The 15,150-nt window shown below is 44.5% G+C and carries 13 protein-coding genes; 7 read left to right on the top strand and 6 right to left on the bottom strand.

The genetic code is table 11. The features are described 5' to 3' along the window. Nucleotides 1-167: 167 nt before the first annotated feature. A complete protein-coding gene (locus tag IX95_RS17180) occupies nt 168-1,169 on the top strand; it encodes a lipid A deacylase LpxR family protein (protein WP_038162293.1) in 1,002 nt (333 codons plus the stop codon). Here IX95_RS17180 and IX95_RS17175 read toward each other — a convergent pair. Then, on the bottom strand, nt 1,166-3,046 hold the full coding sequence (locus IX95_RS17175; protein ID WP_038162291.1) for a methyl-accepting chemotaxis protein: 1,881 nt from the start codon (nt 3,044-3,046) through the stop codon (nt 1,166-1,168). The two genes, IX95_RS17180 and IX95_RS17175, sit on opposite strands and share 4 nt — an antisense overlap. 226 nt (nt 3,047-3,272) lie before the next feature. Between IX95_RS17175 and pflA the strand changes: the two genes are divergently transcribed. The 3 genes from pflA to IX95_RS17160 all read left to right on the top strand — a co-directional run bounded on the left by pflA (nt 3,273) and on the right by IX95_RS17160 (nt 5,374). Then, a complete protein-coding gene (gene pflA / locus IX95_RS17170; protein ID WP_038162289.1) occupies nt 3,273-4,013 on the top strand; it encodes a pyruvate formate lyase 1-activating protein in 741 nt (246 codons plus the stop codon). Between the two features lie 69 nt (nt 4,014-4,082). Beyond that, nucleotides 4,083-4,748, top strand: a complete 666-nt coding sequence (locus IX95_RS17165) for an energy-coupling factor ABC transporter permease (RefSeq protein WP_038162287.1) — start codon at nt 4,083-4,085, stop codon at nt 4,746-4,748. A gap of 125 nt (nt 4,749-4,873) precedes the next feature. Beyond that, nucleotides 4,874-5,374, top strand: coding sequence for a YfbU family protein (locus IX95_RS17160; protein ID WP_006959051.1), 501 nt, complete (start codon nt 4,874-4,876; stop codon nt 5,372-5,374). A gap of 65 nt (nt 5,375-5,439) precedes the next feature. Here the strand turns inward: IX95_RS17160 and IX95_RS17155 are convergent, their stop codons facing one another. Further along, nucleotides 5,440-6,207 carry a MipA/OmpV family protein gene (locus IX95_RS17155; RefSeq protein ID WP_038162285.1) on the bottom strand — a complete coding sequence of 256 codons (768 nt, stop codon included), beginning with the start codon at nt 6,205-6,207 and terminating at the stop codon, nt 5,440-5,442. A 338-nt stretch (nt 6,208-6,545) separates the two neighbouring features. Here IX95_RS17155 and IX95_RS17150 point away from each other — a divergent pair, with 338 nt between their 5' ends. The 3 genes from IX95_RS17150 (at nt 6,546) to IX95_RS17140 (ending at nt 11,437) form a co-directional block, all read left to right on the top strand. Next, on the top strand, nt 6,546-8,480 hold the full coding sequence (locus IX95_RS17150; RefSeq protein ID WP_006959053.1) for a PrkA family serine protein kinase: 1,935 nt from the start codon (nt 6,546-6,548) through the stop codon (nt 8,478-8,480). A gap of 136 nt (nt 8,481-8,616) precedes the next feature. Continuing rightward, entirely contained in the window at nt 8,617-9,888 is a 1,272-nt protein-coding gene (locus IX95_RS17145; protein ID WP_038162283.1) for a YeaH/YhbH family protein, read from the top strand. Between the two features lie 10 nt (nt 9,889-9,898). Beyond that, nucleotides 9,899-11,437 carry a SpoVR family protein gene (locus tag IX95_RS17140; protein ID WP_038162281.1) on the top strand — a complete coding sequence of 513 codons (1,539 nt, stop codon included), beginning with the start codon at nt 9,899-9,901 and terminating at the stop codon, nt 11,435-11,437. 30 nt (nt 11,438-11,467) lie between these two features. Here IX95_RS17140 and kdsB read toward each other — a convergent pair whose 3' ends face one another. Genes kdsB through msbA form a run of 4 tightly spaced genes read right to left on the bottom strand, consistent with a single transcriptional unit; the run spans nt 11,468 to nt 15,139 of the window. After that, entirely contained in the window at nt 11,468-12,220 is a 753-nt protein-coding gene (kdsB, locus tag IX95_RS17135; protein WP_038162278.1) for a 3-deoxy-manno-octulosonate cytidylyltransferase, read from the bottom strand. After that, nucleotides 12,220-12,399 (bottom strand): Trm112 family protein, encoded by a 180-nt coding sequence (locus IX95_RS17130; protein ID WP_006075338.1) that lies wholly within the window; start codon nt 12,397-12,399, stop codon nt 12,220-12,222. Before IX95_RS17130 ends, kdsB begins: the two co-directional genes overlap by 1 nt. Then, nucleotides 12,380-13,387, bottom strand: coding sequence for a tetraacyldisaccharide 4'-kinase (gene lpxK, locus IX95_RS17125; protein ID WP_038162270.1), 1,008 nt, complete (start codon nt 13,385-13,387; stop codon nt 12,380-12,382). The genes IX95_RS17130 and lpxK overlap by 20 nt, the downstream gene beginning before the upstream one ends. A gap of 3 nt (nt 13,388-13,390) precedes the next feature. After that, nucleotides 13,391-15,139, bottom strand: coding sequence for a lipid A ABC transporter ATP-binding protein/permease MsbA (msbA, locus tag IX95_RS17120; protein WP_006959058.1), 1,749 nt, complete (start codon nt 15,137-15,139; stop codon nt 13,391-13,393). Nucleotides 15,140-15,150: the final 11 nt, after the last annotated feature.

Genomic DNA, 15,150 nt, shown 5'->3' with positions numbered 1-15,150 from the left:
TGGTTGATTGACTTTAAAGCCCCGCTTAATTAAGCGGGGCTTTTTTATTGCGAAGCAAATCAAAAGTTAGACTCAAGCCACATTTATATTTCAATTTTCTTTCTTTCCTCTCTGAAGAATACGATATGGAGTAATATCTAGGCTCCATTCAGAAATGATGTATTGAAATGAACCTATTACGCACTCTTCCTTTGATACTGTTGGCCTCAAGTGCTGTAGCTTCCGAGCGCTCAACCGTATCGTTTTCAATTGATAATGATGGCGTATTTGGTGTCGATCAGGATTATACCAACGGACTGTTTCTCACCTATACCTCGGGCGCTGTTACACCCAATTGGTTGACTAACCCCATGAGCTTATCATTCTGGGGCGGCGCCTCTCTGGACAAGTACGAATTTACACTTGGCCACAAAATGTATACACCGTCAGACATTAATGCCACCACACCAATGGTAAATGACCGACCTTATGCTGGTTATCTCCATACTGAATTTAACTACATCAGCCTTCATCCTCAGCAAGCGCAACGTTTCAATCTTACGCTAGGTACGACAGGTGAAAGCTCACTCGCGGATCAAGCACAAGATATCGTTCACGGAATTACAGGATCTGATGAACCTCGTGGTTGGGCATATCAGGTCGATGACGAGTTTGTTGGTAGCCTTGGTTATCTTAGCCACTTCAATCTTTGGCGTGAACGCGCCATCGCAAATACAGACTGGGAGATTTCAAACGTTTCCGAAGTGAACGCTGGTAATTTCCGCAGTGATGTATCAACAGGCTTCATGTTCCGTTGGGGAACGGACTTAGGGGGAAGCATGGGAGCGGCAAACATTGATAATGAAAACCCATTCCGCGCAGGTATGCTAGGGGCTTCACAAGGTGGTTGGTTTATATTTGGTGGTATTGAAGCTCGCTACCGCTTTAACGACATCACAATTGAAGGCGACCGCTCGGGTGTGGTCGACTACGCGAATCGCAACGGTGAAAACCCAAGTATCTATGATGTAACACTAGAAGAAAAACAAGCCAGCGCAGTGGCTGGCTTTGCTTGGTATAACGAGCATTTTGGTGCAACCGTTACGGCTACAGCGAAAACTCCTGACTACAAAGAAGCAAAAGATTCAATGTACGGCACAGGTGGCCTCGCATTGTATGCTTTCTTCTAAATCGTAAACCTCTGGCAGTCGCTATTAAGGCTGCCAGCTCTCTGCTCCACTACCTGACTGACAGAGCGTAGTTGTTCATTGTTTTCTTCAAGCTCTTTCATAGCACTTGAAATTTGAGTCATGCTGTCTGCCATAGATTGACTGGTCGTTGCTAATTCTTTAATGGACGCAAAGATGACGTCTGTCTGGTGCGAAGCTTCATCGGCTTTTTCTGTAATGGTGCGCAGTGCTTGCATCGCCTCATGGCCTTTTTCCTGCCCTGTTCGCATCGACGTTTCAGATTGACCAATGTACTGGATAACTTCAGCACTTTCTTTTTTCATTGTGTCTATGGTTTCAGAAATTTCGGCGACCGCATCAACGGTTCTTACCGCCAAACTACGAACTTCATCTGCCACGACGGCAAACCCACGCCCTTGCTCACCAGCACGCGCAGCTTCTATTGCCGCATTCAAAGCCAGAAGGTTGGTTTGCTCTGCAATGCCGTTGATAATGTCCATAACCGAATCAACTTTGGAAGACGCTTCTTCCAACTGCTGAATATGTCCAGCCGCGGATGTCAGTATCGATCCAACCTCTTCAAGCGAGCCAATCGCGGCTCCAATGATTTGTGCCCCTTTCTCTGCCGAGTCAGTAGAAGAACGACTGATTTCTGATACAAATTCCAGTGAATTAGACACCTCTTGTGTCGTCACACTGACTTCTTCTGTAGCAGATGCCAATAATTGAGTCTGCCCCAGCACTTCAGACTGGTGATGAGCCAGCATATCTAGGCCTTGGTTAAGTTCAACTGCATTGCCAGACAATGCCTGCCCGCTGGATTGCACACCAGAGACCAGCTCACCCAAATTTTCACAGCTTTCATTTATACTGATCGCCAGTTGGTTAAATTCATCATTGGGGTTCTTAGTCAAAGCTATCCGTTTCGACAAATCACCTGCCGAGACATTGTGCAAAATCTCACGAGTCTTGGTCAGAGATCGAGATAAGGAAGTGCTCTGCATGATGAAAATAGCTATGGTGAAAACGGCAAGAATGATGCAAGCGACTAAGATAGACCATAATGTTTGCTCAGAGGACTTTTCTGCAGACAGCTGGTACTGTGAACTGATACCGCCTAATTCACTTGTGACCGCTGCAATCAATTGAGTCAATTGCATCTTGGTTGAAATTAGCTGCTGCTCGACACTACCTAATTGTTTGGAAAGCTCACTCACTCGGACGAATGTCGCTTTATATTGCTCTATCTCTTTCTCATACAAATCCAACATGGCGTATACATTGGACATGCTTTCGAATGCACCCATGGCACGATTGAACAGCTTTAGGTTTTCTTCATTCGGTTGTAGTAAGTAGTTTTGTTGTGACTTAACCATCGCTTGGAAATCTGAGTTGAGCGTTACCATCCCAGTTTCAGCAATTTTCTGCTCGATAATATTGGCAAGCTTTTTCAATTCCCCTAGCTTGCCTTCATCGATATTAAAACCAAGTTCTTGCTTGAGCTCTAACCAAGGATTAGCTGCAGCTTGGAAGTCTCCTATACTTTGTTCCAGTTCGTTGGCATAGCTCTTTAGGTTCAGTACATTGAGGAAAGCGACATCATTGTTAACGGCTTCAACAATATCGCTAATATCTTGTTTTGCTTTCGCAACCTGAGCACCCTCTAGATTATCCAGCTCACTACTTAAGGTAAGAATTTTACTTTGGGTCTGATAGATTGAAATGGAGCCAGAAGAAATATCACCACTGGAATGATACTGCTCACTCATTTGAGTAAGCCTAGAGGAGGTAAACACTGCGAGTATGACAAATCCTATCGTCAGTACAATTAAAAACAGTGTGACTTTCTGTTTTTGCGATAGCGCAAGCATATCCATAAGAAATCCTTAAACATCAATCGGATGCAATTAAAACTTGCCTAGCCTGTTTGTTTATTAGTTATTATAAAAACCATATTTGGCAACATTTTTATAACATACATTTTAGTCTATGTGCGCTTTTTTTATTAGTCAGTAAAATCTTGATGATAAAAACCTGAAATGCTATTTAAACCCTACTTTTTGTAATAAAATAACGAACAAATCACTAATTAGAGATGAGCACATGTCAGCAACCGGTCGTATCCATTCTTTCGAGTCCTGTGGAACAGTTGATGGCCCAGGAATTCGTTTTATTGTCTTTATGCAGGGATGTTTAATGCGATGCATGTATTGCCACAATCGCGATACATGGGACACTCATGGTGGTAAGGAAGTCACGGTTGAAGAGATCATTCACGAAGCGAAAAGCTATCGTCACTTTATGAATGCATCTGGTGGTGGTGTTACTTGCTCAGGTGGTGAAGCGATGTTACAGCCTGAATTTGTCCGCGACTTTTTCCGTTCCGCCAAAGCAGAAGGAATCCACACCTGTCTCGATACCAATGGCTATATTCGTAAGCATACCGAAGTCATAGATGAAGTACTTGAAGCCACAGATCTAGTCATGCTGGATCTAAAGCACATGAAAGACGAAGTACACCATGACTTTATTGGTGTTTCCAATCGACGTACCTTAGACTTTGCCCGCTACTTGCACCGTATTGGCCAAAAAACATGGATTCGCTACGTCGTAGTACCTGGTTATACCGATGATGAAGAAGCTGCACATATGCTTGGCGAGTTCATCAAAGACATGGACAACATTGAAAAGCTCGAACTTTTGCCATATCACAAGTTAGGAGCCCACAAATGGGAAGCGCTAGGGCTGGATTATCCTCTAGAAGGCGTTAACCCGCCGTCCAAAGAAACCATGGACAATATCGTTTCAATCCTTGAGCAGTATCACTCAAACGTAAAATATTGATACCATCTGCTAAACATTTCATAAAAAATACCAACCAGATCGCGGTTGGTATTTTTTTATGAGGTCATTTTGCTACTTCCCGAACTCTTTGCATTGTTTTTCATACTGCTCTCAGTGAACTTTATCTGGAAGGATGTATTTCGCGTATTACTTCCGAAACTCTCCGATGAAAGAGGATTTCAGCACCTGACATTTGCCGTAATTTTTGCACTGTTCGCTTTGTGGTCAGCACAAGCAGGAGTGAAGGAAGGTTTATCAATCCATTTTCTGGCACTGACGTCTTTAACGTTAATGTATGGTTGGCGAAGCGCTTACGCCATCTCAATCGTCGTTGCGCTGCTACTGGCCTTCTTTGGACAATTAGCATTTAGCGAGTTACCTGAATATGTCTTATTTTCTTGCTTACTCCCAATATCAATCAGCTACTTAGTCTTTCTGGTAAGTTATCAATACTTACCGAGAAACATCTTTGTGTTCATCTTCGTTGCTGGATTTTTCAATGGAGCCTTCACAGGTAGTGCTCACCTTATTATCAACTCTGTCTATCATGTCGTTCAAGGCACTCACGACTGGGAAACCATATTCGACAATTATATGGTTTTTGTTCCTCTTCTAGCGTTCCCAGAAGGCCTGCTCAATGGAATGACGATGGCAATGTTTGCGGTATTCAAACCGGAGTGGTTACGTGTTTTCTCCGACCGCGATTACATCTATAACCACTACCACAAGAAGTAACCATTTAAACTGAAATTTCTTTACATTTTTCATAATAAACATGTGTTGAGATCATGTTTCAGTGCGTAATGAAAAGATAACCTAAGCACATTAAAGATGTATTAGATTATTTTAGTGAGGCCACCATGGAAATGACCAACGCCCAGCGCTTGATCCTATCTAACCAGTACTACTTGATGTCTCAAATGGACCCAGAAAACGCGGCAAAATACAGTCGTTTACAAACCATCGTTGAGCGTGGTTACGGGCTTCAGATGCGTGAACTGGACAAAGAATTTGGCTGTCTGAAAGAGGCAGAATGTCGCGAAATCATTGATATCATGGAGATGTTCCACGCAATGCAAGAATCTACAAAGATGCTATCCGAAGTGGAGCAAGCCGACGTAGATCAACGCCGCCTGATGTTCTTAGGTTTTGACATTGCAACAGAAGCCCAGCATGTAAATTACGTACGATTTCTTGTCGATTCTGAAGGTCTATATTCACAATTTGATAAAGGCGACCACCATTTTAACGCCCAGATGCCGATGCTGGAGAAGTACCGCCGCATGCTAACCACTTGGCGTAACTGCCCTCGTCAATACCATCTGTGCAACAACGAGTTAAAACAGATATTCAATGCTTAATCAGAACGCATACAATAAAAGGGTTGCTCTTGAGCAACCCTTTTTATTATTCGCATATTAACTCACTAAAATACGTAAGCGATGCCAATGTTGGCTGATGTTGTCACTCCACTTTCAATAAGCGGACTGCTCTCAATCGACCCTTCTAAGTTGGTATAACGAACCCCACCTGTTACTCGTACACTCGGCGTAATATGCAAATAGGCAGAAGCACTAATAAAATACTGACCATCCCAATCTGCTTCAAATGCACTAAAAGTTGGGTCGTATGCCTGTGCTCTTGCCGCTTCTGCTGCGCTTACACCGTATAAATGGTCATTGATCTTGTCACTGTTATACGCATATCCGATCGACGGAGTAATTCCCCACCCTTTTTGGCGAAACGGCAACCGCCAAGCAGCTTCAGCGTATAATCCATTATGAGTACCACCTAAATCCGTGCCAGCGGTAGCCTCCAGTACACCTGCCAAAGTGATTAACTGGTAACTAATTCCACCTAAAACAGTCGCTTTACGTTCATCCATTTGTTGGATAGCGCGATTATCAGAATCACTCGGTTTTAACGTTCGTGGATCGTAAGCTGCGCGAAAGATGATGTTTTGAGGCGAACCAGCAGGAAAAAGACGATAACCAGCACTAAACCCACGTAAGAATAAGTGCTCACCTTCATAACCCACTAGAGGGATCACGGTTTCATTGGACGGCGTGTCTTTGTACACCGCAGGGGAATAAGAAGCCGCAACACCTAAAGACCATTGAGAAATTTTTGCATAGGCAAGCGGAGCGATCGTAAGAGCAGTGACCGTCGCTAGTTTAAGCCAGGAAGTTTTCAATTTAATACCTAATTTATGATGGGATTGGACATCTGGGTAGCATTATACGAAACGCCATACACCAAAACAACACCCTCTTGAGTGATTAATCACCTGTTTTAATAAGCAAAAACTATACCAATAAGAAAATACATTCACACCAAGGATATCAACTTATTTGCATTTAACAGGGCTCAAATTCCACTTATCGTCAACAAGTGGTCAAACATCACAATTTGCAAATAAACACATATTTTTTAAGCAAAATTCTAAAAACCAACTAGTCTTTAATAGGAAAGGATTTGTTTTTTCTATGCGGGTTGATTGTCTATAAAGACAGGTTCAGAGGGGAATTCATTATGAGTATTTTCGACCATTACCAAGCGCGCTACGAAGCTGCCAAGGATGAAGAATTATCTTTACAGGAATTCTTGACGCTATGTAAAGATGATAAAAGTGCTTACGCTAATGCCGCAGAGCGTCTACTGATGGCTATCGGCGAACCAGAGCTAATCGATACTGCGCAAGATCCATGCTTAAGCCGAATTTTTTCAAATCGGGTCATTTCCCGATATGAAACCTTCAAAGACTTCTATGGCATGGAAGAAGCGATAGAACAAATCGTTTCTTACCTAAAACATGCCGCACAAGGCTTAGAAGAGCGTAAACAGATTCTTTATTTGCTCGGCCCTGTAGGTGGCGGTAAATCCTCCCTTGCAGAGAAGCTCAAAGCGCTGATGCAACAAGTGCCTATTTATGTGCTTTCAGCAGACGGCGAACGAAGCCCAGTAAACGACCATCCATTCTGCTTATTCGACGTTGGTGAAGACGGCGAACTGCTTAAACGTGAGTATGGCATCGAAAAACGTTATTTACGTTCAATTATGTCGCCATGGGCGGCAAAACGTCTCCATGAGTTTGGCGGTGATATCACCAAGTTTAAAGTTGTGAAAGTGCGTCCTTCTATTTTGGATCAGGTCGCAGTTGCGAAAACAGAGCCGGGGGACGAAAACAACCAAGATATTTCATCACTAGTCGGTAAAGTCGATATTCGTCAGCTTGAGCATTATTCCCAGGATGACCCAGATGCATACAGCTACTCAGGTGCTCTGTGTCGTGCCAACCAAGGCTTGATGGAATTCGTAGAGATGTTCAAAGCACCGATCAAAGTGCTTCACCCTCTACTAACTGCAACTCAGGAAGGTAACTACAACGGTACCGAAGGCCTATCAGCTCTGCCTTTCGACGGCATGATACTGGCTCACTCGAATGAGTCAGAGTGGCAAACTTTCCGCAATAACAAGAACAACGAAGCATTCCTTGACCGTGTTTACATCGTCAAAGTGCCTTACTGTCTGCGCGTTGCGGAAGAAGTGAAGATCTACCAGAAACTGTTGGATCACTCTGAACTGGCGAAAGCTCCGTGCTCTCCAAGTACGTTAGAGTTGTTGTCGCAGTTCAGTATTCTTTCTCGACTTAAAGAGCCTGAAAACTCGTCTATCTTCTCCAAGATGCGCGTTTACGATGGTGAAACCCTGAAAGATACTGACCCTAAAGCGAAGAGTTACCAAGAGTATCGAGATTTCGCTGGTGTCGATGAAGGCATGTCAGGCCTATCAACACGTTTCGCGTTTAAGATCCTGTCTCGAGTCTTCAACTTCGATCAAACCGAAGTCGCAGCGAACCCAGTTCATCTGTTCTACGTTATTGAGCAGCAAATCGAACGTGAGCAGTTCCCTCAAGAAACCGCTGAGAAATATTTGGAATTCTTGAAAGGCTATCTGGTTCCGCGCTACGTCGAGTTCATCGGAAAAGAAATTCAAACCGCTTACCTCGAGTCTTACTCTGAATACGGACAAAACATCTTTGACCGTTACGTCACTTATGCCGATTTCTGGATTCAGGATCAGGAATATCGTGACCCAGAAACAGGCCAGCTATTCGACCGTTCTGCGTTAAATAACGAACTTGAGAAAATCGAAAAAACAGCAGGCATTAGTAACCCTAAAGATTTCCGTAATGAGATTGTGAACTTTGTTCTTCGTGCTCGTGCTAACAACAATGGACAAAACCCAGTTTGGACTAGCTATGAGAAACTTCGCACTGTCATTGAGAAGAAAATGTTCTCAAATACGGAAGAACTATTACCCGTTATCTCCTTCAATGCGAAAACCTCTTCTGAAGACCAGAAGAAACACGACGACTTTGTCGCTCGTATGATGGAGAAAGGCTATACCGAGAAACAAGTCCGCTTGCTATCGGAATGGTATTTACGCGTACGTAAATCATCTTAATAGCTGAGACAACCTTCCTCTGAACGAGAGAGGAGAGCCAATGAAGTACCTGCCGGAGCATATTCTCTGGCAGGTTATTGGATGCGAACAAGATGCATGCTCTTGATAAGTGCATGTACCAAAAGAGGGGTGACTCATGGCGCAATTTATTGACCGACGACTGAACGGAAAAAATAAGAGCGCGGTAAACCGCCAGCGTTTCTTACGTCGTCATAAAGAACAAATCAAAGAATCTGTCGCAGACGCAGTCAATCGCCGTTCAATCACGAATACCGAAACAGGCGAGGATGTCGCGATTCCTCACAAAGACATCAAAGAACCAATCTTTCACCAAGGCAAAGGTGGTGTAAAAGAACGTGTCCACCCTGGTAACGATCAGTTCATTACTGGCGATAAAATCGAACGCCCTAAAGGTGGCGGTCAGGGCGGTGGCTCCGGTGAAGGAGATGCAAGCCCAGATGGCGAAGGTCAGGATGAATTCGTTTTCCAGATTTCAAAAGATGAGTATCTGGATATCCTGTTCGAAGATTTGGAGCTGCCAAATCTAGAGAAAAACCAAATCAACAAGATTACAGAGTGGAAGACTCACCGTGCGGGTTATCAAACCGCGGGTGTGCCAGCCAACATCGCGATTGTAAAATCCTTACAGCAATCTCTTGCGCGTCGGACGGCAATGACCGCGGGTAAAAAGCGTATGTTGAAAGAGCTGGAAGAAGAACTCGATCAAGTGAAAATGAGTGAACCCGCTCAACTACTGGAAGAAAAAAGACTCAAGAAGGAAATTAAAGATCTCAGACGGAAAATCGACACCGTCCCTTTCATTGATACCTTTGACTTAAGATTTAAAAACTACGAACGCCGCCCTATTCCATCCAGCCAAGCTGTAATGTTTTGTCTGATGGATGTGTCAGGCTCAATGGACCAAGCAACCAAAGATATCGCCAAGCGTTTCTACGTACTGCTCTATTTATTCTTGACCCGTACTTATGAAAACGTTGATGTCGTATTCATTCGCCATCACACTCAGGCAAAAGAAGTTGATGAGCATGAGTTTTTCTACTCTCAAGAAACGGGTGGCACAATAGTTTCAAGCGCCCTAAAACTGATGAAGGAAATCGTTGAAGATCGTTATCCTGTCGGCGAGTGGAACATTTATGCCGCGCAAGCTTCCGACGGCGATAACTGGGCCGACGACTCTCCACGTTGTCGTGAGTTGCTTACCAAAAACCTATTACCAAATTGTCAGTACTACTCCTACATCGAAATCACGCGACGCTCTCACCAGACCTTGTGGCATGAGTACGAGAAACTAGAAGGTGCCTTCGACAACTTTGCAATGAAGAATATTCGCAGCGTTGAAGACATATTCCCAGTATTCCGAGAGCTCTTCAGAAAAGAAACTGCTTAGGGAGGCCACTATGACAACAAAAACCAAAAAGCCAACCAAGAAAAAGACATTGCCAGATGGCCCAGATTGGACATTTGATCTCCTCGAACGCTATCACGTTGAGATAAAGCGTGTTGCAGAGCATTATCGATTAGATACCTATCCTAATCAGATCGAAGTCATTACTTCTGAACAGATGATGGATGCCTATTCAAGCATTGGTATGCCAATCAATTACAATCACTGGTCATTTGGCAAAAAATTTATCCAAACCGAGCAGGGTTATAAGCATGGCCAAATGGGCCTAGCCTACGAGATCGTGATCAATTCCGACCCTTGTATCGCGTATCTGATGGAAGAAAATACGGTCACCATGCAAGCATTGGTAATGGCGCATGCCTGTTACGGCCACAATTCATTTTTTAAAGGCAATTACCTATTCCAAACTTGGACTGATGCCAGCTCTATTATCGACTATCTATTGTTTGCCAAAAAGTACATTGCGGATTGTGAGCAAAAGTACGGCGTGAAAGAAGTTGAAGAGCTTCTCGATTCCTGCCACGCATTGATGAACTTTGGCGTAGACAGATATAAACGCCCAGAGAAAATCTCTATAGCGGAAGAAAAAATGCGTCAGGAGGAGCGCGAAGCGTATCTTCAATCCCAAGTGAACGATCTATGGAGAACCGTCCCTAAAGGTAAAGTCGAACAGGAAGAGTCCAAGATTCGCTTCCCTTCTGAACCTCAGGAAAACATCTTATACTTCATTGAAAAACACGCACCGCTGCTAGAATCATGGCAACGAGAGATCGTACGTATCGTTCGCAAAATCAGCCAATACTTCTACCCTCAGAAACAAACTCAGGTAATGAACGAGGGTTGGGCTACATTCTGGCATTACACCATTCTTAACCATATGTACGATGAAGGATTGGTGACAGAACGCTTCATCCTTGAGTTCCTACATAGTCACACGAGTGTTGTCGCACAACCTGCGTACAACAGTCCTTATTTCAGCGGTATCAACCCTTATGCTCTTGGGTTCGCGATGTTCCGTGATATTCGTAGAATTTGTGAAGAGCCTACGGATGAGGACAAAGAGTGGTTCCCAGAACTGGCGGGGACCGATTGGTTAGAAGCAGTTCATTTTGCAATGAAAAACTTTAAAGATGAAAGCTTCATCAGCCAGTATCTATCTCCTAAACTAATGCGCGACTTTAAGCTCTTCGCTATTACTGATGATGATAGAAAGAACTACATCGAAGTCACCGCGATTCACAATGATCTGGGTTACCGAGAAATCAGAGAGAAGCTGGCAGGCCAGTACAACCTCAGCAGTTTAGAGCCGAATATTCAGGTCTTTAACGTTGATGTACGAGGTGATCGCTCACTGACACTTCGATATGTCCCACATGATCGTATTCCACTCGATGATAGCTACGACGAAGTATTAAAGCACATGTATCGGCTCTGGGGGTTTGACGTCATACTAGAAGAAGTTAAAGAGTCAGGGCGACGTGAAATTCTGGGTACATGCCCAAAACGTAACGACTATGATGGAAAGATATAGCAACTAAAAAGGCCCTAACGGGCCTTTTCTTTATTGATGAGTAATGAGCTTCCTCACTACTTCTAAATCTTCTGGTGTATCAACTCCAGCAGGTGGCGCTTGCTTAGCCACCTCGACATGAATTTTCTCACCATACCACAAGACTCGAAGCTGCTCTAAACTCTCAATCTTCTCTAGAGCAGTTGGTTCCCAGTTGATATAGGTATTGATGAACCCTGCGCGATAAGCATAGATACCGATGTGACGCATCAGAGGTTGAGCAATCACCTTGCCACCATTGGCAAAGTTATCTCGATCCCACGGAATAGTCGCACGACTAAAGTACATCGCATAACCATCTTTATCTGTCAGAACTTTCACTGCATTCGGGTTGAAGACTTCGTCTTCATGGGAAATTTCAACCGCTAGCGTTGCCATAGGAGCTTGGCTGCTCGCTAGATTATTTGCAACTTGTGTGATAATTGCTGGCGGAATCAGTGGCTCATCGCCTTGTACATTCACGATCACATGATCGTCCGGAATGTTCATGACTTTCACAACTTCAGCTAAACGCTCAGTTCCCGACTCATGTTCAGAGGATGTCATGCAAACCACACCACCGAATGCTTGTACCGCACTCTCCACTCGCGCATCGTCAGTCGCAACGACAACTTTCTCAGCACCAGCCTGCAGTGATTGCTCGTAGACCCACTGAATCATTGGTTTACCACCAATATCAGCTAATGGCTTACCTGGTAAACGTGTGGATTCATAACGTGCAGGTATAACGACGGTAAATGACATTATCGCCCCTCTTCCATGCTCATTTGGCGCGCTTCAGGCTCCAGTAGGACCGGGATACCTTCTTTAATCGGGTAAGCAAGGCGATCCAACTTGCAGATCAGCTCTTGTTTGTCTTTGTCGAACGTAAGCTTACCTTTGCATACAGGGCAAGCTACAATCTCAAGCAGTCGATGGTCCATACTTTTCTTTAACCTCTTTAATCTTACTTAAAATGCGCGTCTCATCTTGGGGACTAAAGCTAGCAGTCACTGGAAGATACCACCAGTTTTCTTCTGCATAACTGGCACATTTTACTGCATCTTTTTCTGTCATGATCAGATGTTGTCCGCGGCTAGCCAAGGTTTGCAACTCTGAAGGTTCAAAATTTTTATGATCGGAAAAGCCTTGGGTAACGACGGGGCTCGCACCGAGACTCTCTAATGTGTCAAAAAACCTCGGTGGATGGCCAATACCCGCCATCGCCACCAGCTGTTCAAGCTGACTAACAGGGGCTTTCTCTCGGTTTTTTAGGTTCACGGCCAAACTCGGTGTCAGAGCCATGGCGGCTTCGTTCTCGTAAGCTAACCCACCGTTAGTGATGATGAAATCGACTTCGCTCAATCGTTCGGTAGTCTCACGTAAGGGCCCAAGTGGTATCAGTTGCTCACTGCCAAAGCGACGATTACCGTCTACCACTACGATTTCAATGTCTCTTTGTAACGCATAGTGCTGTAAGCCGTCATCTGTAATGACAATATCAACGCCAAGAGGCAATAAAGCTTTGACTGCATCACTTCGTACCGGAGATACCGCTACAGGAGCTGCCGTTCGTTTGAAAATTAACTTGGGCTCATCACCACAATGCTTGGTCGGTGTTTGTTCTTCAACAATGAGTGGATAGCTCGGCGCTTTAGCACCATATCCTCGAGACACCACCCCGGGTTTGTAACCCATGGATTGTAATTGCTCCACCAGCCAAATAACGACAGGAGTCTTGCCATTGCCACCAGCGGTAATATTACCGACCACAACAACAGGAACTGGTGCTTTGTAACTGGCTTTACTCCCAGATACAAATGCCTGGCGCCTCGAACGACTGATAACTCCAAATACTAAACTGAGTGGCCATAACAATGGCCACAAAACATAGCGTAAAGGATGGTTTTCAAACCAGATTTTTTCAATCACGGTTTAAGCACCAAACTGTATCCGATGAAGCTGTGCGTAGGCACCATCTTTTTCAATCAAAGTGCTATGGTCACCGCGCTCAACGATTTCACCTTCATCAACGACCAAAATCTCGTCAGCGCTTTCAATCGTTGACAGCCTGTGTGCAATAACAAGTACCGTTTTATTTTTCTGCAACTCATCCAACGCAGATTGAATCGCTTTTTCAGATTCAGTATCAAGTGCAGAGGTTGCTTCATCCAAGATCAAAACTGGCGCGTCACGTAACAAGGCACGAGCGATAGCGATTCGCTGGCGCTGGCCACCTGAGAGACTAGTACCATTTTCACCAATAACGGTATCAAGCCCATCGTCCATATTGTCGATAAAGTCCATTGCATAAGCTAAGCGAGCAGCTTCTTCAATCTGCTCTCGGCTGTATTCATCCGTCGCGGCATAAGCGATGTTGTTGGCAATGGTGTCGTTGAATAAGTGGACATTTTGCGACACTAGCGCAAAATGGCTGCGTAGGTTAGTCAGCTTGTAATCACGCACATCATGTCCGTCGAGCTCAATGTTGCCTGAGTCAACGTCATAGAATCGGGTAAAGAGGTTCGCAATGGTGCTTTTACCAGACCCTGAACGACCAACAAGTGCGACCGTTTTTCCTTTCGGTATGTCAAAGCTGACATTACGCAGCGCTGGTGCTTCTTTGCCTTGGTAGGTAAATGTGACATTTTTAACTGCAACTTCACCACGAACGGCCTTAGCTTCGTACTTACCGTTATCTTGCTCTGTTTCCAGATCCATCAACGCAAATAAGGTCTGGCTTGCAGCCATACCACGCTGAAACTCCGACGTAACATTGGTTAGTGCTTTAAGTGGGCGCAGTAGACCGAACATCGCAGAGAAAACCACAGTAAACGTACCTGGAGTCAGTTGCTCTTTGATTGAATCAACACTCGCTAGAAACAAAACAACAACAAGAGCAATCGATGCGATTATCTGAATCACCGGATTTGCAATCGCCTGGGCCGCGACCAGCTTCATCGATTGCTGACGCATCTGGTTACTCACGGTATCAAAGCGCTCGCGTTCAACGTTCTGTCCACCATAGCTAAGCACCACTTTGTGCCCTTTAAGCATTTGCTCAGCGGAGGCCGTCACATGCCCCATCGTATCCTGCATACTCTTAGAGATCTTACGGAAACGTTTTGACACGATACCAATAGCCCAAGCGACGACAGGCGCCACAATGAAGAGCACTAATGAAAGCTGCCAACTGTTCCAGAACATTAGAACCAGTAAGCCTATGATACTCGCGCCTTCACGTACAATACTCACTAAAGCTCGGCTAGTCGCCCCTGCAACTTGCTCTGAGTCATAGGTAATGCGAGATAGCAATCCACCGGTCGATTCTTTGTCAAAATAAGACACTGGCATGTGCATGAACTGGCTAAAAATCCGTCGACGCATCAGCATCACAACGTTACCTGATACCCAGCTCAAGCAATACGAAGAGACGAAACCACTCAACCCTCTAATAACCATCATACCGAAGACAATGAAAGGCAAAGTGCGAAGAAAATTAGATTCGGTATCGCCAAAACCTTCATCTAACAAAGGTTTTAGGAGTGACACCATATATGTGTCGGCTACCGCATTGATAATGAGAGCAACGACCGCTACAGCCAAACCTGCTTTGTACAAGCGAATGTAAGTCCATAAACGCTTAAAAGTTTGCAGGGTCGTTTCATCTTGATTAAGAGACATAGAACTGCTTA

It is taken from the genome of Vibrio sp. B183 (genome assembly GCF_000740665.1).
Classification (GTDB): domain Bacteria; phylum Pseudomonadota; class Gammaproteobacteria; order Enterobacterales; family Vibrionaceae; genus Vibrio; species Vibrio coralliilyticus.
The sequence above is the reverse complement of the archived record's forward strand: the minus strand, read 5'-3'. Positions and strand labels throughout refer to the sequence as shown.